This window comes from Saccharolobus solfataricus, assembly GCF_900079115.1.
Lineage (GTDB): Archaea > Thermoproteota > Thermoprotei_A > Sulfolobales > Sulfolobaceae > Saccharolobus > Saccharolobus solfataricus.
Map to the genome: position 1 here is coordinate 1491898 of NZ_LT549890.1, position 23033 is coordinate 1514930.

19 protein-coding genes and 4 pseudogenes are annotated in these 23033 nt (G+C 36.6%); 11 read left to right on the forward strand and 12 right to left on the reverse strand.

All coding sequences use genetic code 11. The features are described 5' to 3' along the window. Nucleotides 1-112: 112 nt before the first annotated feature. The 4 genes from SSOP1_RS17650 to SSOP1_RS08070 all read right to left on the reverse strand — a co-directional run bounded on the left by SSOP1_RS17650 (nucleotide 113) and on the right by SSOP1_RS08070 (nucleotide 3431). Nucleotides 113-1297, reverse strand: a complete 1185-nt coding sequence (locus tag SSOP1_RS17650) for a hypothetical protein (RefSeq protein ID WP_010923462.1) — start codon at nucleotides 1295-1297, stop codon at nucleotides 113-115. Continuing rightward, nucleotides 1269-2288, reverse strand: a complete 1020-nt coding sequence (locus SSOP1_RS08065) for a radical SAM protein (RefSeq protein WP_014511670.1) — start codon at nucleotides 2286-2288, stop codon at nucleotides 1269-1271. The genes SSOP1_RS17650 and SSOP1_RS08065 overlap by 29 nt, the downstream gene beginning before the upstream one ends. Before the next feature lie 62 nt (nucleotides 2289-2350). Continuing rightward, complete coding sequence (locus tag SSOP1_RS17400; RefSeq protein ID WP_009992855.1) at nucleotides 2351-2500, reverse strand: hypothetical protein; 150 nt, start codon at nucleotides 2498-2500, stop codon at nucleotides 2351-2353. Between the two features lie 406 nt (nucleotides 2501-2906). Continuing rightward, entirely contained in the window at nucleotides 2907-3431 is a 525-nt protein-coding gene (locus tag SSOP1_RS08070; RefSeq protein ID WP_009992856.1) for a hypothetical protein, read from the reverse strand. A gap of 219 nt (nucleotides 3432-3650) precedes the next feature. Between SSOP1_RS08070 and SSOP1_RS16385 the strand changes: the two are divergent. From SSOP1_RS16385 to SSOP1_RS08100, 4 genes and pseudogenes are all read left to right on the forward strand, one after another. Beyond that, nucleotides 3651-4531 (forward strand): annotated as a pseudogene (locus SSOP1_RS16385) (IS630 family transposase). A gap of 501 nt (nucleotides 4532-5032) precedes the next feature. Further along, nucleotides 5033-6176 (forward strand): annotated as a pseudogene (locus tag SSOP1_RS08090) (IS110 family RNA-guided transposase). Nucleotides 6177-6363: 187 nt separating this feature from the next. Continuing rightward, nucleotides 6364-7233 carry an NAD(P)-dependent oxidoreductase gene (locus tag SSOP1_RS08095; protein WP_009988658.1) on the forward strand — a complete coding sequence of 290 codons (870 nt, stop codon included), beginning with the start codon at nucleotides 6364-6366 and terminating at the stop codon, nucleotides 7231-7233. A 926-nt stretch (nucleotides 7234-8159) separates the two neighbouring features. Then, a pseudogene (locus tag SSOP1_RS08100) lies at nucleotides 8160-9507 on the forward strand (ATP-binding protein). Here the strand turns inward: SSOP1_RS08100 and SSOP1_RS17050 are convergent. The 4 genes from SSOP1_RS17050 to SSOP1_RS08110 form a co-directional block, all read right to left on the reverse strand. After that, entirely contained in the window at nucleotides 9492-9641 is a 150-nt protein-coding gene (locus SSOP1_RS17050) for a hypothetical protein (protein WP_014511671.1), read from the reverse strand. The pseudogene SSOP1_RS08100 and the gene SSOP1_RS17050 sit on opposite strands and share 16 nt — an antisense overlap. A 1-nt stretch (nucleotide 9642) precedes the next feature. After that, on the reverse strand, nucleotides 9643-9777 hold the full coding sequence (locus tag SSOP1_RS17840; RefSeq protein ID WP_009988659.1) for a hypothetical protein: 135 nt from the start codon (nucleotides 9775-9777) through the stop codon (nucleotides 9643-9645). A gap of 144 nt (nucleotides 9778-9921) precedes the next feature. Continuing rightward, entirely contained in the window at nucleotides 9922-10497 is a 576-nt protein-coding gene (locus SSOP1_RS08105) for an IS607 family transposase (RefSeq protein ID WP_010923471.1), read from the reverse strand. 149 nt (nucleotides 10498-10646) lie between these two features. Continuing rightward, nucleotides 10647-12017, reverse strand: a complete 1371-nt coding sequence (locus SSOP1_RS08110) for a dihydrolipoyl dehydrogenase (RefSeq protein ID WP_009989987.1) — start codon at nucleotides 12015-12017, stop codon at nucleotides 10647-10649. Nucleotides 12018-12527: 510 nt separating this feature from the next. Between SSOP1_RS08110 and SSOP1_RS08115 the strand changes: the two genes are divergently transcribed. From SSOP1_RS08115 to SSOP1_RS08140, 6 genes and pseudogenes are all read left to right on the forward strand, one after another. Beyond that, complete coding sequence (locus tag SSOP1_RS08115) at nucleotides 12528-13712, forward strand: radical SAM/SPASM domain-containing protein (RefSeq protein WP_009989989.1); 1185 nt, start codon at nucleotides 12528-12530, stop codon at nucleotides 13710-13712. Further along, nucleotides 13712-14398: an MBL fold metallo-hydrolase gene (locus SSOP1_RS08120; RefSeq protein WP_009989991.1), complete on the forward strand. Its 687-nt coding sequence runs from the start codon at nucleotides 13712-13714 to the stop codon at nucleotides 14396-14398. Before SSOP1_RS08115 ends, SSOP1_RS08120 begins: the two co-directional genes overlap by 1 nt. A 193-nt stretch (nucleotides 14399-14591) precedes the next feature. Then, nucleotides 14592-15429, forward strand: a pseudogene (locus SSOP1_RS16390) (DUF4322 domain-containing protein); the annotation flags it as partial. Nucleotides 15430-15699: 270 nt separating this feature from the next. Then, nucleotides 15700-16257: a hypothetical protein gene (locus tag SSOP1_RS08130; protein ID WP_009993258.1), complete on the forward strand. Its 558-nt coding sequence runs from the start codon at nucleotides 15700-15702 to the stop codon at nucleotides 16255-16257. Then, the gene (locus SSOP1_RS08135) at nucleotides 16241-16624 is read left to right on the forward strand and encodes a hypothetical protein (RefSeq protein WP_009993257.1); all 384 of its coding nucleotides are present in this window, start codon (nucleotides 16241-16243) and stop codon (nucleotides 16622-16624) included. The genes SSOP1_RS08130 and SSOP1_RS08135 overlap by 17 nt, the downstream gene beginning before the upstream one ends. 30 nt (nucleotides 16625-16654) lie before the next feature. Beyond that, nucleotides 16655-17038 carry a cupin domain-containing protein gene (locus tag SSOP1_RS08140; RefSeq protein WP_009993255.1) on the forward strand — a complete coding sequence of 128 codons (384 nt, stop codon included), beginning with the start codon at nucleotides 16655-16657 and terminating at the stop codon, nucleotides 17036-17038. A 341-nt stretch (nucleotides 17039-17379) separates the two neighbouring features. Here SSOP1_RS08140 and SSOP1_RS08145 read toward each other — a convergent pair whose 3' ends face one another. Beyond that, on the reverse strand, nucleotides 17380-18984 hold the full coding sequence (locus SSOP1_RS08145) for a nitric-oxide reductase large subunit (protein WP_010923475.1): 1605 nt from the start codon (nucleotides 18982-18984) through the stop codon (nucleotides 17380-17382). Between the two features lie 265 nt (nucleotides 18985-19249). Here SSOP1_RS08145 and SSOP1_RS08150 point away from each other — a divergent pair, with 265 nt between their 5' ends. Then, the gene (locus tag SSOP1_RS08150; protein WP_010923476.1) at nucleotides 19250-20215 is read left to right on the forward strand and encodes an ISH3-like element ISC1439A family transposase; all 966 of its coding nucleotides are present in this window, start codon (nucleotides 19250-19252) and stop codon (nucleotides 20213-20215) included. A gap of 148 nt (nucleotides 20216-20363) precedes the next feature. Here SSOP1_RS08150 and SSOP1_RS17055 read toward each other — a convergent pair whose 3' ends face one another. The 3 genes from SSOP1_RS17055 to SSOP1_RS08165 form a co-directional block, all read right to left on the reverse strand. Further along, entirely contained in the window at nucleotides 20364-20948 is a 585-nt protein-coding gene (locus SSOP1_RS17055) for a nitric oxide reductase subunit I (protein WP_010923477.1), read from the reverse strand. A 173-nt stretch (nucleotides 20949-21121) separates the two neighbouring features. Beyond that, nucleotides 21122-21664 (reverse strand): TorD/DmsD family molecular chaperone, encoded by a 543-nt coding sequence (locus tag SSOP1_RS08160; protein ID WP_014511673.1) that lies wholly within the window; start codon nucleotides 21662-21664, stop codon nucleotides 21122-21124. Continuing rightward, nucleotides 21661-23028, reverse strand: coding sequence for a 4Fe-4S dicluster domain-containing protein (locus SSOP1_RS08165; protein WP_010923478.1), 1368 nt, complete (start codon nucleotides 23026-23028; stop codon nucleotides 21661-21663). The genes SSOP1_RS08160 and SSOP1_RS08165 overlap by 4 nt, the downstream gene beginning before the upstream one ends. Between the last annotated feature and the right edge of the window lie 5 nt (nucleotides 23029-23033).

Below are 23033 nucleotides of genomic sequence, written 5' to 3' on the forward strand. Positions count from 1 at the left end.
TTAGAACGTTTTCTAAGTGTAGTCAGCGATATTTAGCTTAGCGGGTACACTATGGACATACTCAAAGTAAAAAGCTAACATGAAGTAAATTGTCTGAGAGGCTACGCAGTTTTTATTGCTTAAACACATTCTTAAACACCCACAAGGCGAGGACAATATAACCAAGTAAGAGTTCTGAGACGACTATCACAACGTCCTTTTGTCCTACCAATAAATCCAGAAAAGACAACAAAATATTCCCCAAAGCACCGAAAATACTGCCTAAGGTCGCGAGTAGGCCGTTATAAGACGCAATAATTTCTTTAGGTAACTTCATCTGGAAAATAGGACTTGCAAATGAGCTGTAAAGGGTCAAGGAAAGCCAATAAAACACTATAAGGATTAAAGAAAACTGAGGCTGGACAAAAGCCAGAGAAACCAAAAGTATCGCGGGGATAAGACCCCTGAAAAATATAAAGATATAATATAGATTATTTCTGTATTTTTCTACCTTAATTTTAGTAAAAATTAGAAGTGAAATACTACTGTACGCGATTGTCATCGAGTAGTAGATCATGTAGTTGAGGACGAAATAGGACTGTGGAAAAAACACTAGAAAGGTCGGAAATAGACCGCCTATAAAGTTTGCGAAAAGTGTATCTATGAGGAAGAACGTTATCGCCCGATCCTTTTTAAACGCTGAAATTGAAAGGGAGAAGAGGAGTTTAGCATTACCAGTGCCTTTAGGGTATTTAATCTTGAAAATTAAAGGAGTATGTATTAACAACATGAATAAGCCGAGGACTAAAAGCAGTGATCTTAAGCCGATTATGAAAAAGGTTAGGTACAAGAATACGATCGCCGAAGCCGTTCTTACAATGTTTACAGTAATCCACACCACTCTGTACTCTGATGCAGAATTTACCAAATTCCTTAATACCTTTACGTGGTTTGTCCCCTTAAAAGAGTGTATGGTGACAATCACAGTATAAGCTAGGAAAATAAAACCTAGTTCAAAACGGTAAAGGAAATAAAATAGTAAAAAAGAAGTCCCGCTTAACAGTGAAAGTATTAGATCGTACCTCCTAGTGTTTACTATATAATCTGTTAGGAAACCTGATATACCGCTCAAATGCCCCAGAACGTAAGAAATGCTGAGTAAAGCTCCTACCAGTAACGGGTTTTTAGTCTGTAAGAAAAGGTAAGCCGGAAATACTGCCGAGATGATTATTACAGGCTGTAGAAAGTGCTGTAAAAGGTAAAACTTGACGTTAGTATTAGATAGTATTTTACTCGGCTTCGACTCCAACAACTTCACCTAACTCATGTAATCTAGGACACCCCCTACTCAACGGTGAAAGGATATATTTAGCCCATCTGTTGATTTTACTTTCATCAAGTACTATGCTTCCATCTTCTTCTATGTGGCCTACTGACTCATCATCTATCATTACAGTTAGAGGACATTTAAATAATTTACCATCATTTCTTATAATTATAGAAAACGGATACAGCGCTTGACATAAATCATCCATCGCTGGAACACCATCAATTTGAAGTAACGTGTCTTTATCTGGAATATTCAAGCCTAGTTGCGTAGCATACATATATAATTCTTGAATTATTTCCATTCTTTTTTTAGGTTCTATGACTTTTAGGTTTTTATCGTTGTCCCCACCAGATCTAGTCACGGGGAAAAAAGTAAAGTAATATCTTCTATCTCTGCTAAAGTAATTCGACGCTAAGTCTAAGAATTTCTTAATTGAGTCTAAATTATCTGGCATTACGTTTGATCTTATAAACATAAAGAAATTATCAGTTACATTTCTTGTTTGAATAAGATTTTCGAATATTTTATCAAACGTAGGCTTACCATTTAATAATGGTCTAAGCTTATCATGAGCATCTTTATAACCATCTATTGTCACCTGAAATATCTTTACACCTTTTTCTAATAAGATCTTGAATTTTACTATATCTAAGAGGTAACCATTAGTTATAATCTCACCAATTATATCCGTTTTATACGTTTTTCCTATCGAATTAGTGAAATCCATAATATCTATAATAGTTTTAAAATCTAGTAACGGCTCTCCTCCATACCATCTGATGTGAACTTTTCTGAAAAAGCCAGTTTTAATATTATTTTCTAAAAATAATTTTATTCTTTTTGTCATTTCTGATGTAGTTATCATATTTTTAATTTTATAATGGTCATTCTCGTAGCAGTACACACATCTAAAATTACACCAACTAGATGGAATGATAGTTATCGAAAAAATTTTCTTATCTTGTATTTTTCCTATCATCCCACTCACCTAACTTACATATATGTATTATTAGGTTTCGGAATTTCGAAATCTTGTATGTGTCAGCATGCACTATATAAATCTGAACCTCCTCCTGGCCCAGCTTCACACACTATTTCATTCGCTGCTCTTATTTCTGGATGGCGATATATTTCTTCATATATTGGCTCTATTTGTAGTACATTCTCCATAGATTTTATTCTTTTAGCCATCGTTATTTAACTTAGAATTCGTCCTTTTTATTTTTTACTATTATAATACCTTATATGTTTTTAGAAATAATAATGATATAAATTTTAAGTATCTTATATAAAGCTGGTTTATGATCTGATAAAAATAAAAAAAAGTTTTTATCGTTTCCTATCTACTGTAATCAGGGCTATTCACGGATCCATCGCGATTTCAATTTGTTTCTCTAAATATAGTACTGCTTCTTAAGTAATACATAAATATTAAAGTATTTAGTAAGATTTTTACTTTAAATTTTAGCTAGTTGTCAGATAGTTATAAACTTTAATTGCTTAATTTCTATAATATTTCGAAGTGGATTATTTCTGGAAATAGATTTTGGGTCTACCGATATACAACTGATAACGGGATTGAATGTATGAGGAGTACCTAGAGTAAAATTCCTCTTTCGTTAGACCTACCCTCTCTAATGTCCTTTAACGAGGCAATTCCCATGGGATTTTTAACTTCCTCAAACACCTTATCGAAATCTATCTCTATGGATTGGCCTAACTTTTGAAGAATAATGTCCAATTTTTTATTAATCTCTTTCAGTAGTGATGTAATTTCTGAACTATCACTTTTCCCCTTCTCTTCTTCAGACTGCTGCGCACTATTGGTGCTATTTCTTTCCTGAATACCTTTATCTAATAGTTGGATACTACTACCATTTGACCTTCTTATAACACTTATTATCCCTTCTTTTTCTAGCTCATTTAGTAGTTCCTCAGAAGCCCATTTAACTTTAGATCTCGCTATTTTTCCTCCATGATCCCTTAAATACTTAATTAGTTTCTCCTTACTATTCACAATATAATAAATATAAATGGAGATTTTTAACTTAATGGGGTTTGCCTTTAGGAGACTAAGATGGCGAAAGTCCATTCTTGGAACTGCTATCTTCATTACCTTCATTTCAATTAACACTACATGGAGTTAAGGGGGTGAAAGTCCACTTCCGTGAGAGATGAATAACCCCTTATAGAAACGTTTTTACATAGTCTTTTTCATATTAGGCACTACATGCTCCGCCTCTAACAAAGTGACCGTAGCAGATCGGGATTCTCTGCCACCGTAGGAGATGCGAAGGGGGACTGGAAGGGATTATTAAACTTAGTGGGGAGATGCTGGAAAATGGACGTGCTTAGAACACTAAAAAGGAGGATCAGAAAGCTGATCGAAAAGAAGCCCAAGAACCTAAACGAAACCAAAGCAAGAGGAATATTACTATACTTGAAATGAAAACTAAAAAATAGCCGAGATACTACAAGTACACTTGAGCACAGTTTACAGATGGATCAACCAATTCGAGAAAGAAGGAGAGAAATGCCTATTCTACAAAGAGAGAAAAGGAAGAAACAAGAAGATAGACGAAAAGGAGATAAAAGTAGAAGAACTTCAAGGTAAAACCATATGGGAAGCAAAGGCTTATATAGAGGAGAAGTTTCACGTTAAATTAAGCTACGTAACAGCTTGGAGAATAGCTAGGAAAAGATTGAAAATCCCCTACATATAACAAGAAGAGGCCCTTTAACGCAGATAACATCTTGAGGGATAGACTAAAGGGTGTTATTAAGAAGGGTGTTAAGGTGTTTTTCACGGATGAGTCCGGTATTCATCACGATCCTTCCAGGAGATTGGGGTTGTATAATGTTCCCGTTGATTATCCCAGTAGGAAGCTTAATGTTCTCGCTTCTATTCCCTTGTTTGGCGGTGTTCCTTGTTTCATGTTCACCTATTCCAATGTTAATTCCGAGATCTTTGCTGAGTTTCTTCGCTTGTTTAGGAATTCCGGTCCTATTGTGTTGATCCTTGATAATGCTAAGTTTCACAAGAATGCTTATGTTTTCTCCGTTGCTTCTCAGCTCGGCATTATCTTGCTTTTCTTGCCTCCGTATTCTCCGGATTTAAACCCTATTGAGTTTGGAAGGACTTGAAGCGTTGGGTTAATACTTATTATAATCTTGAATACACTCTTGATTCGATGGAGGAGGAGTTCTATTATTTGTTTTTGACGCGTGATTATACAAGCTATTGGGTTAATAAGTTTCGCGACGTGCTCGAGAAACTGGAGGAAGAGGTTAGTATGAAACAATTTTTATCGATTCTCCTTTATTATTTGTTCTCAAGTTCTATCAAGTTTAATTCATTAACTATTCAGACTTATTCGAGTGTTCTTCTATATTTTGTATTGGGAAATATTAATTTCTCCTTCGCATCTCCTACGGGGAATTCACGCAAAACTAGAGAACGAGTAAAACCAAGTATTACAAGAGAAAAACAAATAAGCAAGGAAGGAGAAAAACAACATAAGCCCAGTCGCAACATGGGGATAAAAACCCCAGCTAATAGGCTGGCTGTGAAGCCCCTAGAACGATCTAACAAGAGGGGACAAAACCCCGAGTAGGAGTGCGCAAGTAAATTTTTCTAGGGGCTGAAGGTAGTTAATATTATGCGAGAAAAACGTGGTATTATGATAGTAAAGAATATCTCGCATACACGAGCAATATTCTATCATGGAAAGTGAGATTAAGACAAGGGGTTTCGCAATAGACGTTTCAAGGGACAAGTTGACGGTAGCGAAAGCTGAACTTGTAATAACGCAAGAGAAAAGGGAAGTAGAGGTCAACGAGGTGAGGGAATTCAAGTACGACAACGAGGGAATAGAAGAACTAATCAAATTCCTTGGCGAATATAAGGAAGGGATAATGGAGTCAACCGGACCGTACTTCTTCTACCTACACGAAGAACTAACAGAAAAGGGATATAAGGTAACATTAATAAATCCCTTACACTTGAAGGAAGTATTCGGAAAGAAGACCGACAAGCTAGACGCGCAAAGACTGGCAAAAGCCTTCATCCTGGGAGCAGTTAAGGGGTCATACATACCGACCGGGGAAATAAGGGAATTGAGGGAGTTAACGAGGTATAGGGAGAGTTTGATGAGGAAGATAACACAAGTAAAGAACGAGATAAGGAAGTTTCTAGAAATGGCGGGATACAAGATAGAGCCCTTTGATAAGAGGGGAATAGCGTTGCTGGAGAAGTTAAGTAGGGGAGAAGGGCTGAGCAAGGAGGAAAGGGACGAGTTGAAGGAGAAGTTAGGGAGAAGTTTGAATGATGCTGAGAAGCTAGCTTTGAAGCAGCTGGTAGACTTACTGAAGAGCTTGGAGGCTATGGTTAAGGAAGTTGAGGACATGATAATTTCTAAGATTCCTCAGCCTGTGGTCGAGTTGAGCCGGGAGTTGGTTTGATCAGTGCTGCAACCATTTACGCTGAGTTCGGTGATGTTTCTCGTTTTTCCAGTTCTAAGGCTGCAAGGGCTTATGCTGGTTTTGCTCCCAGGACTAAGCAGAGTGGTGAGAGCGAGTCTCACTCTGGTATGGGTAATAAGTATTTGCGTAGGGCTTTTTTCTTGGTTGCTAGGGTTGCTAGGAAGTCTGAACGTTTTAAGGAGTATTACGATAGGCTTGTCTCCAAGTGGAAGAGTGCTACTAAACTTGTGCTCTTGGTGGGAAGCTTGCTTGTATTTGTTATCACGTTATAAAGGATGGTGTTTACAAGGGCGATGTTAAGAAGAGTTTTAGGGCACCTAGGGGGAAGGACGTTAACGTTCAAGATGTTGATGTGGGTGATGTGCTGGACTCGTTGTCCCAGTAGGTTTGTTAGAGGCGGAGCATGTAGTGCCTATTAAGAAAAAGACTATATATAAAGGCTTAAATTTTTAACCTATAAGTGGAACATATTGTCTTTTATGATTGAGGGGCGGTTTAGGGTAAAATATTGAATAAGCCAATTTAACATATAATAAGCTAAGCTTTATATTCCTATTTTCGCTCTCTGTAATATGAAAGTGGGTTTCATTGGCTTAGGAATAATGGGTTTCCCAATGGCAAGTAATCTACTAAAAGCTGGATACGATTTAACGGTTTATAATAGAACAATTGAAAAAGCGGAAAAATTAGGAAAAATGGGTGCAAAAGTTGCTCACTCACCAAAAGAAGTTGCTGAAGTCTCGGAAATTGTCATATCAATGGTAACCGACGCTCCAGATGTCGAGGAGGTGCTATTTGGAGAAAACGGAGTTGTGAAAAGTAATAAGAGGGGTTTAATTTTCGTTGATATGAGTACGAATTCACCGGAGTTTGCCAAGAAGGTAACTAAAAGGTTAAGCGAATATGGAATGGAATTCTTGGATGCTCCAGTTACTGGAGGGGATAAGGGGGCTAGAGAGGGAACATTAACCATAATGGTGGGAGGAAAGGAAGACGTATTCAAACGAGTCGAACCCATATTTAAGGCAATGGGTAAGAATATAATTCACGTAGGAGATGTGGGATCTGGGCAGGCGTTAAAACTATGTAACCAGGTCGTTGTAGCATTAAATATGGTATCAGTAGTGGAGGGTCTATTGTTGGCTAGATCATTGGGGATAGATGATGATAAATTATTTTCTGTACTTTCTACCGGAGCAGCTAATTCATTTACAGTACAGTATTATTTACCTAAGATAATGAAGGGCGATCTAAATCCTGGATTTAAGGCTGCACATTTAAAGAAGGATCTGAAATACGCAATGGAAATCGCTAACTCGAAATCACTTCCACTTCTAGGGACTTCCCTAGCGCTACAGTTATACAATGCAATGGTGTCCTTAGGAATTGGCGAATTGGGTACTCAAGGTTTAGTAAAGGTTTATGAAAAATTGGTTAAATGATGTTTTATTGATCTATTTTACACTAAACTGCTATTATCTTCCCTTCAACCAACGTTAGGGTGATTCAGGTCTCCTTTGTGAATTGTAATTTGTAAATATGTGTTTATAAAAAATGTTAATACTGGTAATCATGCATCTTTGCCAGTTAATCGTCTTTGTTTAGTTAATTTCGTAGAAATATTCGAAATAAAGTGAATTCACAATTGATAACTGAATTGCCCTTTAATCTGAAGATAGTTACGGGATTAGAAAGTGAAAGGACTGACAGAAAAACTCATGTGAGAGGTTTTTGTGAGGGTTAGCAAGACGGATCTAGTAACCCTCGCACATAAACCTTTTTCAGAGGCTGTTTTCATGTTCTAATACCTTAGCTACATCTCGATCGAGACGATTAATTGTGAAAATTTCTAGTCTGATTTAATTTTACTATATGATATCAAATGAGATGACTGCATGAGAACACTCCCGTCAAATTCCAATCATTTACTATAAGTTTGTACACAAAATTAAATGTAAAATAAAAATTTTAAAGTTTGACGCAAGATAATTAAGAGCGATAATTTTTGGGCATTGAATTAGAGGACATAAGAGAAGCAATTGAGAGGGCTATCGTTAAAGAGTGAATAGCATTTATATTAGAAAATTATTGCACTTGATAATTTTTAATGAGCACTTTCCTTAAGATTCAGACTTATTTCAAGATGGACAATATGTACTAACAGTCTTACTATAAAAATATTATGATTTTAAACATAATTTTATTAAAAACTATCTAATCCTAGGATTTTACGTAAAATGCTAAGTGAAACATTTGACTTTCCTGGAATCTCGCTTTTTCTGTCAATTCTTCCGGAAAAGTTGATAGCATACTGTCAAAATTTATTTAAATCTTGACACTAACTATTGTTGTGTCATACATTTCACAGATGAGCTTCCAAAACCCTTGGTGGGTTGATAAGAACAGGATACTTGAAGATGAACACGTGAAAAGGGCAAGGGTCATAGTACCACCAATCGATGAGAGTGCTTTGATATTAGGACCTAGGCAAGTGGGTAAAACTACTTACCTAAAGACTACCATAAAGACCTTGCTTGAGAGGGTAGACTCTAGGTCAATTCTCTTCTTCTCTTGTGATGCGTTTTCCAAGAAGGAGGAGTTAATAGGTTTAGTTAACGAGTACAGAACGTTAGTCAATAGGGAGGAAAGTGCGTACATATTTTTAGATGAAATAACTTCAGTGAGCGATTGGAATACAGCTTTGTTACACTTGTTCAATGCTGGTTACTTTAACAACTCATTGGTTTACGTCACTGGTTCTTCCTCTATAAATTTGAGGAAAGAGATGCTACCGGGGAGACCCATAAAGAAGTACGTGTTTTATCCCTTGAATTTTAGAGTTTATTTCGACAGTTTTTATAAAAAATTAATACAAGATCACGTGAAAGTTGACGAAAAGGATGAGCTTTACGAAAACGCTTTGAAGCTTTTACCATATATTTCAGAATTAAACAAGGCCTTATTGGAATACGTTAGGCGAGGGGGTTTCTTCGCGACTTCATTTTCCGAAAACCCATTATCGCTTTACGAGACTTATAAGGACGCTATACTTTCAGAGTTTTTAAAAACTGAGAGAAAGGAGAGCGTGTTTAAGGTAATTATTAGGAAAATAATTGAGAGCTATGGTAGTAGGATTTCTGAAAACACTAGTGCTTTCAGAAAGTTTATGGCTTATAGGCAAAGGATATACCACTAGATCATAGTCTAAGAACTTTTCCAAAATACTAACTATTGCTAAAGACGTTAATGTTTCCCACACCACTGTTGGCGACTATTTAGACGTTTTGGAGAAGTTGTTCATTATAAGGACTTTTAGGAAGAGAGAGAAAGGGGGAAAGACTAATTATAGGAGTTTGAAGAAGGTGTATTTCATAGACCCCTTCTTCTTTAGGGTAATGAAGATTTATAGTGTTGGCAAAGACGTAGATGACAATGAGATACCTTTGATCATTGAGGGAATTGTTGGTGAGCATTTGGCAAGGGAATACAAAGAGGTTGGCTATTTACACTTCAAGAGCGGAAAGGAGGTTGACTTCTCTGTTGGTAATGTAAAAGTTGAGGTTAAGTGGAGAGAGAAAGAGAGGAAGAGATATAACAACGTTAACTACGTTTTAACTATTGATGAGTTTAAGAAAAGCGATGAGCAACTAACTTTGCCAGTCTCAATTTTCCTCTATTTAATCTCCTCTAACAAGACCTTTTATGAGTTAACGTAATATCTTCGCAATACTTTCCTTTTTATCCAATTCTTTATGGCGTTCCATATAACGTGATACTGCTGTCCTAATGGCGTATGCTTCATTTCTGGAATTATGTATAGCTTACAATCACCACCGTGGTTCTTTATCATTTCACAATTCTCTAATTAACTCTTTACTCTTCTCCCTCTCACTATTCTTGATGGAGTACGTCAAGTGCACGTTACTACTTCCAGTAAGTCTATAGTCTAGTATTATTTTATAAAATATTATTGAAAATAATTCCATTGTATTGGCCTTAATGAATACATAAAGCTTATCAACTTGATTAATTGATTCCTTGTTATCACTATTTATAAGAAACTTATTAATGAATTATAAAGTATAACAAATTTCTGGAAACAGTAGTGTTCTTCATCTGGTTCAAATTTTCTAATTCTTAAGTTCTTCAGCACATTTCTTCACCTTTTCGTATTCATGACTCCTCATTCCGTGTAGTTTCTCGCTGAACGAGACTAGTACTGATATTAGGTCTTCAACTAGTTCTTCCTCTTTCTCCTCTTGGTTTAGTACTACTATTTCACAGCCATGTGCTTTACAAGTCTCCTCTAGGATTTCGAAACCGAATCTGACTAGCCTATCTGGGTAAGCAATAACTACGCGTGATACTTCGTTGTTTAATATCATTCTCAGCAATTTCAAGAATCCCTTTCTCTTCATGTTTAACCCGGAACCTATGTCAGTAATTACTAGGTCGTATTCTTTCACTTGTTCCTCTAAATACTTTACTTGGTTCACTAGCTCGTCTTTTTGTTTTGATGATACTCTAGCGTAAAGTACCACTTTTCTCCTTTTTACTATTCCCATTAATTTCTCTACGTCTTCCTCATTGAATCTCCACTTTCCGCTCTGCAATATGACCGGTTTTATGTATCCTTTCTTCACGTATTCCCTAAGTGTTGGGTAGGATATTCCTAGTCTTTGGCATACTTCCTTTGGTCTTAGCATTATATAAAAAATTTATAATGAACTAATATAAACTTTACGCTCAATGCGAAACTGTTATCCACGGCGGAATGATTTGCTAAAGGTAGTAGTCGTTTTTATTAAATAGGGGCTTATTAACGTTAAAAGATTAAAAGGAAAAAATTAGGTAATTATATGACCTTCCTAGCCGTATAAGATATAATCTCGTTCGTAGATGGATGTTGCTCAGCGAAACTAGCAAGTTGTTTAGCGTTTAGTCCGTAAGCTACTGCCAATCCCAATTCGTTAATTAAGTATTGAGAGTGGACTCCAATCATCCAAGCCCCGATTAACCTCATACTTCCCCTTTCAAATATTAGCTTAAGTACGCCCTCTTTCTGTCCGTAGATTTGCGCTGACACATCCTCTTCCATGTTGTATTCCGCCTCAACTATCTCAATGCCCATTTTTCTAGCCTTGCTAGGTAATATTCCAACATAGGATAGTGAAGGAATCGTGTATATCGTTACTGGTATGCTCTTAACGTCCACATAATCCACTGGCATTCCATTAGCCATTATGTTGTTTGCTGCAGCTATACTCATTCTCACTGCAGCGTGATAATATGGGGCTAAACCATTTGCGTCTCCTGTCGCGAAAACATTTGGAATGTTAGTCTTCATTGTCTCGTCGACAACTATCCCAGTCTTGCTTATTGAAAGTCCTATTTCCCTTGCCCCTTCTGGGATAACCGGTCTTCTCCCAGCAGCTAACACTACAGAGTTTGTGAAAATGCTCTTTTTGGAACCATCTTTGGTCGAATAAATTACTTCGTACTCATCATCCTTAATTTTCTTAACTTCAGTTACGGGAGAGTTGAACTTTATGTTAAGTTTAAGTATTGATAGTAAAGTATTGACGATATCTTGATCCTCAAGCGTTATTAAGGCTCTATCTAGCATTTCTATAATGTGAGTTTGTACACCCATTAATCTAAAGATTGACGCAATTTCGAGTCCTATATACCCAGCTCCTATGATCACCATGTCCTGAGGTAGCTTTCTAAATGACGTCTTATACCCAAATATATCGTCGCTTGTTAAACAGTATTCAACTCCAGGTAACCTCAGTTTAGCGGTTTCAGCACCACTGGCTATTATCATATACCTAGTCTCAGCCTCAATTTCCTTTCCCTCATCCGTTTTAACTATCACGTGGGTTGGGTCCTTAATCTTAACGTATCCCTTATAGAAGGTTAGAGTTTCGTATTGGGACATGTTCCTCTTATGCTGCTTGAATCTCAACTCTTGAACGTAATCTTTGCGATCTTGAACGGTTGAAAAATCTAGGGGGATCTTTACGTTAGCTATGTTTGTAAGTCTCCAGGCAGTTTGTATCACTTCTCTAACTGTCTTAGATGGTACACATCCACTATACAAGCAATTCCCTCCTAATTCACCTTTGGGATCAGCCATCAATACGTTGTATTTTGCCTTTGCAAGCCTGAAGGCCCCATGATATCCTGCTCCTCCAGCTCCTATAACAACTACATCATATTTCATAATTATAACTATTAGTTATCAAAGTATTTATTATTTTTTCTTGTTTAACAGTATCTAATAACATTCAAACTATGATGAGATTAAATACTTATTCTTCACGTAGGAAAAACGTTGTATAACACTAGAATATATGGGTCTTAGCATAGATGAATATGCGTTTAGTCAATATTTTTACGCAATTACATTTACTTATTCATTATAACACGAGAAAAATTATTAGACTCTATTTCCATTTTAGGTATTTCGCACACGTTAGACCTCATCGACTTTATCATTATTATTATAGAATATTTTATCTTTTTAATTAGTACTTCATAATACTGGCTAAATGCTGTCAATTACGCTAATGGTTCTCTTTTTCAATATTAAGTTTAAATGTAATTAATCATATCTAGCCTATCGGGTGAAAAAATGGAGGCAATCCTACAGACCAAAAAGATAGTTGTAATAGAGAGGAAATATGGTAGATGTGGATATTCTCCAAGCTGGGGAGACTGAGGTTATCTCCCCATGGCTCTCTCTAAATTCAACCTTTTTATTGGCGATATTCTTTTTAATACCCTTACTGGGTACGCGATTAAGCTGGAATCATGGGAAATTGAGAAGTTAAGGAAAGGAGTTGTGCCAGAACATTTAAAGGATATAATAGAGGAAGGTTTCTCCGCTACGGATGAGGACTTAGATGAGGAAATTGAGAAGTTTTTAAGGAAGCCCGTTCTAGAACCTACTCTCGTATTAACTTATAATTGTAATTTTGATTGTATCTACTGTTTCCAAAAGGGGTTTAGAAAAAACATTTCGGTATCGGATAAGGTTACAAGGGGATTCGTAAACTACATTAGGAAGAACGAGAAAGGTAGGAAGGTAAGGGTAACTTACTTCGGTGGAGAACCAATCTTACAGCTTAGGAAAATAGAGGAGATATCTAGGGAATTATCTGACTTAAAGTACTCGTTTAGTGTAGTAACTAATGGTTCTCTTTTGACTAGAAAGATAGTAGAGAGACTGATTCCACTAGGACTAACTCACGTCCAGATAACGTTAGATGGACCAAAAGAAGTTCACGATAAGAGGAGGTTCTTTGTTAGCGGTGAGGGTACGTTTGATGTGATTGTGAAGAATCTAAAGGAGATACAAGATATGGTAAAGGTTGTATTGAGGATAAACATTGATGTGAAGAACTTGAACGAAATAGGGGAGTTATTAAACGAATTGAAGATGGAGGGAATAAATAGAGTGAGATTAGATCCTCATTTGGTTCATTCAAATGTGTTCAGAAATGAGTGGTGGGATTTCACAATATCTAGTAAGGCTGAAGGAGATGTTATGGTTAAGTTCTGGGAGATTGCTAGGAAGTATGGATTTGAGGTTCCACAAGACGTGCTTAGATTAGGGTTATGTGTAGCTTATTCAAGTGAAGACATTGTTGTTGACCCAGAGGGAAACATTTATCCTTGCTGGGCTTTCACTGGAAACCCCCTTTACGTTAAGGGTAAGCTGGAAGAGGATGGGAGTGTTAAAGTAACTAATAAGTCGTTGTGGTGGAAGGTTAAAATTGAGGATAAGTGTAGGGAATGTCCATTTTTGCCGTTATGTATGGGTGGTTGTAAGTTCTTAGCAACTATTAATGGAGATGATTGTAAGAGAGAGGCGTATGAAAAGATAGTTAGGTCAATACGTTGGGTGATGGGCTAATGGTTAAGGTAGGTAAGGTTAGGATAATGGAGTTATTGGAGCCTGAATTTTTCGGTACTGTACTTAATCACAATATATCTGTTATCGAAAATGGTCCTTGTGGGGGATTAATGATGATTGATACTGGCTTACCGGGATATCTCGATCAGATTGAATCCTATCTTAAGGCATGGGGTTATTCCTTGGAGGATATTTCAGATATCGTAATAACGCATTGGCATCACGATCATGCAGGAAACGCCATGGCAATAAAGAGGATAAGTGATGCTAAGATATACGCCCACGTGGATGAGTTAGGGGATTTGGAAAATCCTCCAAAATACAGCACTATATATAGTGATGAATTAGGGGTTTCTTTACCAGTGTTTAAGAGGACCATGGAGAGGATTAACAAGTTACACTATGAACCAGTTAAGGTTGATTTTGCATTAAAAGGTGGTGAGGATTTGGGAGGGTTTAGGGTTATACATGTTCCGGGGCATACAAAGGGACATATTGCCTTATTTGATGGTAAGTGTTTAGTAGTTGGCGATGCTGTTAGGAACGTTAGAAATAAATTATCTCCACCCCTTAGAATATTCTCTTGGAATTACGAATTAGCAGTGAACTCGTTCAATTATTTAATATCACTTCCCTATACTGTACTAATACCATTTCACGGTGATATCGTAATTAGGAATTTTTAACCTTGATGGGGGTTAAGGGATGAAAATCCACTTCCATGAAGGTAGACCCAAAATCTTTTATAAAAAAAATAATGCTAGTTAATTAATATCCAGCTTATAAAGAATAATAGAGTAAATTGAATAGTAAGAATTCAACAAATTGAAAGGAAAAATTTTAGGTGAGGAGATCTGTGTTACCAAGAGTGAATTCCAAATGATAATACTCAACTTTCCCCACCCCAATTCATCAAATAAGGGAAGAAAGGGAGAAGAAGTAGCCAAAACACTCGTCACAGCCGTGGAACGGCTCAATCGAGAACAAGTCAAAGATGTTCAAGACCTCAAGCCAAACAGTGAGAAACTACGCCGAGAAAAAAGAAGTAGCCGAGAAATTACTCGAGCGAGTGAAGCAACTATCCCTTGAAATGCTAAAAGCAGTGAAGAAAGTAAACATATCAATAGATTGGACCACGATAAAGTACCAGACCAATAGAGAGGTTAGGTAGCTCAGAAGATGGATACTCATGGAACTACGCAACTGCAACGACAAAACACAACGGGAAAATACTAGCATTCATTGAACAAGAGAAAGGGATGACAAAAGACCGCATAGTCAAGCTACTTATTGAATAGATCTCAGTAAACTTGATAACACTTAACGCGGGATTCTACTCAGCAGACGTGTTGAACTTCATCTCCAAGTTCAAGTTGCAGTCCCAGTAGGTACCTTGAAAATCCACAACGATTTCGATGAAGGTGAAGAATAGCAAGAGACATAGGAGGTAAAAGCAGGTGAAGTTCAAGTCAATTGTTCAAGATAGGGATTAGGAGGAAGAATTGAGTACTTCGCTAGGGCCACAAACCTAGATCTACCCAAGGATGTGGTGTTTAGGCTTTACAACAAGGTGAACCCAATAGAGACTTCCTATAGGAATATCAAGTCGTTTCTCCCGGTTATAAGCTCAACCAAGTTAGCGTTTCGTAAGCTGATGTTCATGATAGCTCTCTACTTCCTCCTCACCATATTCAAGGATGTGAAGAGGGAAGACTTTTACTCATCCTTTTATTACATTAATACCGGAGGATAATTCCATATAAAACAAAGGAAACGCTTAATAATCTTACAGATTTATTTTCAAGGGGGTATTTTGGGTCTACCGGTGAAGGCGGGCTAGTTCACCGTGCTGTCCATGCTTTGAATATTTATATTAGAAAAATTTAAACTTTTTTATTTAATTAAAAGACTTTAACAGTGTTAAATAGCATTTAGAGTAGTTTAAGATGGTTAAGTATTTATTGGAAAAAGAAGATTAGTATTGTATATGTGTCTCCTTATAATCAACAATGTTACAAGGCCAATAATTTCAAATGACATTGTATTACTTAGGGATAACAGTTTCAGCAAGGTAAAAGATTACTTAAGGGTTTTAAGCAGTGATAAGAGGGACGGGGAGATAAGTAAGAGTTATTTCTATTTTATCGTTGATAGACTAAGGAGGATGGAATTACTAATAGATAATGCAATCGGTTTTAAGGCAATACTTCCCTTTACGGTAAATAACAAAGGGATAAGTTTGAAGGAGGGGATAATGTATATCACTAACGATAAACAGTTGATATATTTTAACTATTACGATGCTACATATCAATGTGATAGGTGTTCTATTACAACTTTTTCATGCGTTCCATCACTGAAGAAGATTGCTCGTGAGTTAGACGTTAAAATAAGGAGCGATATTCCGGGTATAGCCTGGTATGAGTTATTGGAGGATATTCAACATTATCTTCTCGAGGCATCCATATCTTTAAGAGTAAAGATAAGTGAAATTGGGAAATCGTTTGAGGCGATTAAAGTTGGTGAATATGCGAGAGATTTATAAATATTCAATTTTTAGTATCATCATAATGTTTTTAGCATTCTCATTTGGGCTAGTTAGGGCAATGTATGATACTGTTCAAAATACTTTCTCAACTAGCATATTAATATTTCACATTATCTTTGCAGGGCTCACTGGAGGATTTGGAGTTTACCTTTACGTTTTAGCTAATAAGACCGGTTTACTATTCCCAAAATTCATTGGCCTAGGCAATTTAGTGTCAATTGGAATAGCTGGGTTTAGTGGTTTAAGTTACTTGTTAACAAATTACGAGTGGCTCACAAGATTAATGCTTTACGGGTTTGAGTTTTCTTTAGCTTTAACTTCAATGCTTATAGGTTACTTATATTGTTTTATGAGATATCGCTAGATTTTTTAATTACAATCTTTATTTTCACCTATGGTTGACTATTTGGTTTCAAATGTTAAGGAAGTTAAGATGGATAGAGTACCAGTTAATGGTTCTAAAAATGCGTTTATTCAATGGTTAGTTACGAAAGAAAATGGTGCTAATTACGCTGTAAGAAAGTTCACCCTATTGAAGGATGGAATTATACCAATGCATATTCATAAGTACCAAGAGACTGTTATTGTAACTAAGGGGAAATGTAAGGTATGTGTAAGCGATAAAGTTTACGAGCTAAGGGAGGGTGACTACATTTTTATAAACTCTAACGTAAAACACGCAATTATTAATGAAGGGGATCAGTTGGAGTTTTTCTGTATAATTGATTATTCAGATGATATGAGGATAATTACATTAGATGAGGATTGCAATAGGTAATAGAGGGTTAATTTGAGTCAAAGTACGTCTTTATCAAGTTTTATCCCTTTTTATTTCTAAAACCTTTCAATTGGCATAAATTCCTTTACAACGGGCGATTTAGGTCTTCTTTGCAACTTGTAATTTGTAACTAATGTAGTTGTAAAAATGTTAATATTGGGAATCGTGTTTCTCTACTAATTAGTCGTCTTCATTTAGTTAATTTTATAGCTTCTTTGAAATAAAGTGAATTCGCAATGGATATCTGAATCACCCGATTTAACTTAACTGGGAATTACCTTACGGAAGGTAATAACTCAAAATATGGATTAAAAGAGTTTAAAAAAGAAGTAATTTATCTTTTATATTTTGATCTTGTAAGATTTAATTACACCCTTGAGCGTGTAAATTATAATTACAGTAGCAGCGAAACCTGCGACTATATCGCCAACTATTCTAAGCCAAACTATCAAATTTAGAATAGGTTGTAGATAGAATAGTGTACCTTTAGCCGCCCAATAACCTACCCTTAAAACTGTAGCTAATTGAACCGCGCCCAAGGCCCATAAGTCTATTCCTTGAAGTATGAAACCGATAGCGTAAATTAATATCATAATTCTTAACGTCTTTAGCTCGTTTTCTTTAATCCCATTGGAGAGATATAATGCTGCAATCCACATTAGAATAGCAGTTAAACCCCACACTAATGGGAACGCAAGATGCGCATGGGCCATGGTAAATTGTAACCCATGGACATAATAGTTTATTATTGGAGCGTTCAATATTGAAGCTCCGCCGATAATCGCACCTACAAATCCCCCTCCAATGGCTGAAATTAAAGTTGTAGCTACTAACGTCTTTTGAAATTCGGTCTTAGCTTCACCTCTTCTCCACAGCAAAAATGCGTAATAAGTTAAGAAAAGAATAGGGACAACCTCTAATATGGCTGCTGATGCTCCCAAATACATCCAGAATACTGGTTCACCTCCAAAATAATAGTGATGCGCAGTACCTATCATACCTGAAAGTATTTCGCTAGCGGAATCTATACTCGCTGCCATCGTAGCTAGACTTGGTGGTACTAAATTGTTGACAACTAAAAGTATTAATACTACTGGTATTACTATAGAGGGCCAGAATCCCTCAACGAACGAGTGTATCATAATCCATAAGAAGAACTGGTCTTCGGTGAAGTTAGGCCATGGAGCAATTATTGGTAATGATCCGAAGATTGCACCTATTCCAGATCCCAAGAGACCTATTGCAGTAATTCTCGTTAATGGTCTTAAAGGTTCCGCGGTTGACTTTGAAGCTTTGAAGAATAATGAAGAGGCTAGAAGGAGTATTAGCGCAACTAGGAGCAACCAGAAGGTACCTTGATCAGCGTCATTTGGCCTTCCTTGAGCACCGAAAATGAACCAATAGGGTGATGGGATCAATTCATTATAGGAGAGCAATATTCCTAGAAGCAGACCTACTCCGGCAAATAGCGTTAAGCCTAAAATTGCAAATGAGAGCTTTCTGGATAAGGGAACACCCAGATATGGTAACGCAAAGATTGAAAAGGCAATCCATGTAAGTGCTATCCACACCACTGCCATGTTTAAGTGTAAGGCCCTAGTAATGTTAAAAGGTAGGAAGTTTATTAAACCTAATATTCCCTCTGGGTCTACGTAATAATGCATAGCCAAATATCCTAACAAACCTTGTATACCCGCGAGGACTGAGGCGAAGAATACTCCTATTAAACCTATCCTTTGTGATGCAGATGGTGGAGGAAGGGGGACAGATATTCTAGGATCTCTCCAATGGTCAAGTATTTTTAGACTAACGTAGCTCACCATTGAAACTAAGACCGCTAAAAGGACGATTACCATTATCCACGTTGATAGACTAACGTTTACGGATGGTTGAGTTTGTTGAGGTATGTAGGGAAAACCATTAGTATAGCCTAGGAGAGAAATCATAGCACCCCATGCAGTGGTGTTTCACCAATTTTACTCAAAATGATACAATTTCTATGGAAGAGAAAAATATCAGAGCGGAGTTAGAAAAATCGGCTTATTTCAACACAAGAAGCAAAAAATTTTCATATTTGTTGAAGAAACTAACAGAAAACGAGTTTATATATAAAGAGTAATACCATTTGTCTAGTATTATCAATAGAGGAAAGTAGGTGGAAGGACGAGATGAACAAGAAAAGGTTAAAGCGAGGGACTCCATAACTCCGTTATGCAAACCATACAAGTATCCAAAACGGAGCTGAAGTCCCTCGCTATAAATTTAGCAACAATCAATATTAACGTTATCTCTCAAGATCTAGACCCGGAAATAGTGAAAGCAGCGCCATCCTTGCTAACCGGAAACAGAGGAAAATACTACTTGAAGGTAGTAAGACAAGGCGAGAAAGTAATTAGTAAAGGTCAGAGAACCTTCAAGTTCTACCCAATCTACAGAGAAGTAAAGGGAGAGACCAACGTAGTCGCTGTAGATGAGACCGGATTAACCGTGGGAGAAAAGGAACAAGAAAAAGCAGAGGGCTTTCTACTCTACAACTGGAAGAGAAAAGGAATAAAGATGAGATCCTTGGACCTCGTATATCCCTTAAGGTTACCCCTCCTAGTGGAGGTAGCAGATTTGAGAAGCGACAGTCCATCACAGTTCCTACTCAGGAGCGTGAGGGAAGTAAGCCAATACATGGAAATAGATTACGTTGTAGCTGACGCCGGATTCTTGAACCTAGGGGTCATCAAGGAAATGCCCGTGAAGACCATTGTGAGAGGAAAGTCGAACTTGAAGGGATTCAAGGAACTATCTAACGTTCCATTAGTTGAGAAGAGATACGAGGTTAAGGACAAGGTTTACGTTGCGTATAGGGTCTTGGAATTTGAAGGGCTTTATTATTACGATGTGGTTTACGTTAAGGGAAAGCCGAGGCACTTCATGTTCGTAACGAACTTCGAGGGAGATCCCTATGAACTGGCTGAACTCTATAGGTTGAGGTGGCAGGTTGAGGAGGGTTTCAAGGTTAGGAAGGCAAGGATAAGGTATGTTAGGAAGTTGAGTAATAAGATCTTCTTGTTCCTCTATTACACGGTTCTGGATTCTGCGTGGAATCTAGTGAATCATCTTCTCTTTAACTTCAAGTCCACGTGTAAGAAGGTTTTGTCCTTCGATTCATTCGTCAAGCTTCTCTAACTTTCTCGGTGTTCAGAGGAGACTATGCACGTCGTTTTCACCACGTGAGAAAAATTCAGAATTCTCCTCTTATTATTAGAATTGTACGCTATATTTTTTGCAAATTATTTTAACATGTTATGTTTCATAATAATTTTATTGTTTTTCTCTATATCAATCTCTTTTTGAAAGTGCTAATATTATATCTTTCAAATGAAATAATTTGGTGAAACACCACTGCACCCCATAAAATAAATGCCGTTATATTTCTCAAATCATTGGGACTAACCAAGTTAGGCTTAAGTCCATAGTTGGAGGAATTGTTGTACAAAATATTGCAAAGCTCATTGTAAAGCGTGTTGTAAGCTTTTACGTAATTGTTGGACACTACCCATCTACTTGTCTCTGAATCAGTTATGGAGGAGTAAGCTGGACCGTCTACCTTTATCGTAGGTGGATCTGTAGTTTGATTTATAACTTTTAAGGCTAGAGCAGTAAAATCGGTTCCATAATAACCTCCGAATCCCCAAAAGCTACCGTAATCGAATAGTCCATATTTCTGCATTAGTACCTTTCCGCTTATGACTTCACCTCCCGTAAATAATACAGTACCGTTTTCGGTTTCAACTACTGATGGAATTGGAGGTAAATGCGTTAACGTATAACCAGCTAACGCAATGTAAACTACGTATACAAGGACTGTCGCGACCAACACTAAGTTTGACCATACGTCACCCTTAATTCTTTTAGCCATATTTTCCTCCTCAAAGATAATAAAAGGAAATTTGTTGATATATCCTGAACCCCTAATAACTTAGGCACATCAAGAAATAAAGTGTAATATCGTTTAAATAGGATTTTTTAAATCTTGTAAAAAGGTAAATAATCAAAGATAAAAATTTATTATACATTTAAAAGAAAATAGAACTATCTATTGACTACAAAGATAGTTTGTATTGTGTAATCTAAGAATTGCTTAAGCGCTATACCTAACAGTTTTGTATACTCCCCTTTACTGTTTGCTAGAATATCCTCAATTAATTTGGGAACCCAGCTTACTATATGCTCTTTTATAAACTTTCTAGCTTCGTCTTCTTGTTCTACGAACAAGAGGAATGATGTGAATTCCAATTCTGTAGATATGTGATCAGCTAGTTGTTTCTTTGGATAAATACCATATTTGATGTACTCTTCTAATACTCTTTGTACTGAAATGCCATACACAGTTCTCTCCCTATACCACGATTCGTAAGGTGGGCATTTAACGTGTTTGTAATCATTTATAAAACATGAAGTGAATTCTGTAGCTACCTTATCATAGTTACTTTCTGCCAATTGAATTATTTGTTTTAATGTATTATAATATGGCTTATCCTTTATCTCCTCTACAAGCCCTTTAACCTCTTTAATATATCTAGGACTTAGAAATAAAAAGGAAAAGATCTTGAAATCCGTAGAGAGAGACTTTATCGTAGATCACCTCTAGGTTTAAATCTTGCATTAAATGAAAATTGTTTCTGAAACGCGTACTCTGCCCTATGCTTAGGGCATCTCTCCAACCATTCATCTTCACAAGAAGCCCCCTTTTCAATCATTATTTTCTTAACATGATTAAGACTTTTCCTCGAACCTATTGGTGCTCCACAAACCCTACATCTAACTAATTCATCGCCCACTAATTTCCTTACCTCTTTGTTAACGCTTTTACTCTTTTCCACCTTAATAACCTTAGTAAGAGATGCTATATTTGGAGGAATCTCACTTGTTTTACCTTCTTCTAATTTGCACGATTCTGGGCAAACATTGACGCATATATTACAGCCTATGCATTTCATGGGATCAAAGTCTATTTCTTCCACTCCACTACTCCTTCTGAGCATTATTGCTGATGTGGGACACCAATTAACGCAGCTTTCACATAAAGTACATCTGTTATTATCAATACTCACATCAAATAATATGTATGGCAATTCATCACTTATGTTCCTTCTAGCCTCAGCCCTATTGTAAAATGATTGTGGAGTAGTATTTAGTTCCTTTGTCTCTTTTGCCTCAATTTTTTCAGATGGGGAATAAAAGCTGATTCCTCCTATTCTCTCATTATATTCCTTGATCACTTCAATGAAATCTTTTAGATTATCTTGTAATTCACACCCTACGCATTCAAAGGTTAAATTCCCACTGCCTCTCAATAATACTATGTCTACCTCCGATAGCATTGCTAGACAAGGTATCTTGACTCCTCTATTTTTAGTATTTCTATAGCATGTAATCCTCTTTTCCCCTTTTACCTTTGCTAACTCAAAAATCGAATTTTGAGAAAGTGATGGAAATTGTATAGCACTAACTGGGCATGAAGCAACACATAGACCACAAGACGTACATTTTGTGTAATCAATATTTACTCCAGTTTTCTTATCAACTTTAATAGCGTTGTAAGGACATGAAAACTCACATACATTACATGCCTTATATAAGCCATTACAATATTCGCTAAGGTAAATTGGCTTGTCAACCTTTTTAGCCTTTTTTACTTCTCCGCGTAAAAGACTTCGTCTATCAATGGATTTTATCTCTTCAACTGGAGCTAAATCTGCTAGCCAAGCGTTTTCTAGAACTACTTTGTTGTATTCTACCTCTTCCTTACTACTATCCTTGCCAACTATTCTTACCAGCAAGGGGTTTAGCTCTAGATCTTCTGAAATTTTTTCCCTATTAATTCCATCTCCTATAACGACTAAGGCTTTGGTATTAATGTTTTCCTTTTTCAACTCAGATGAGGGCAAAACATCTACTCGGTATTTAATAAGGGGTGAATAAAAAAGGGATGTCATATGAC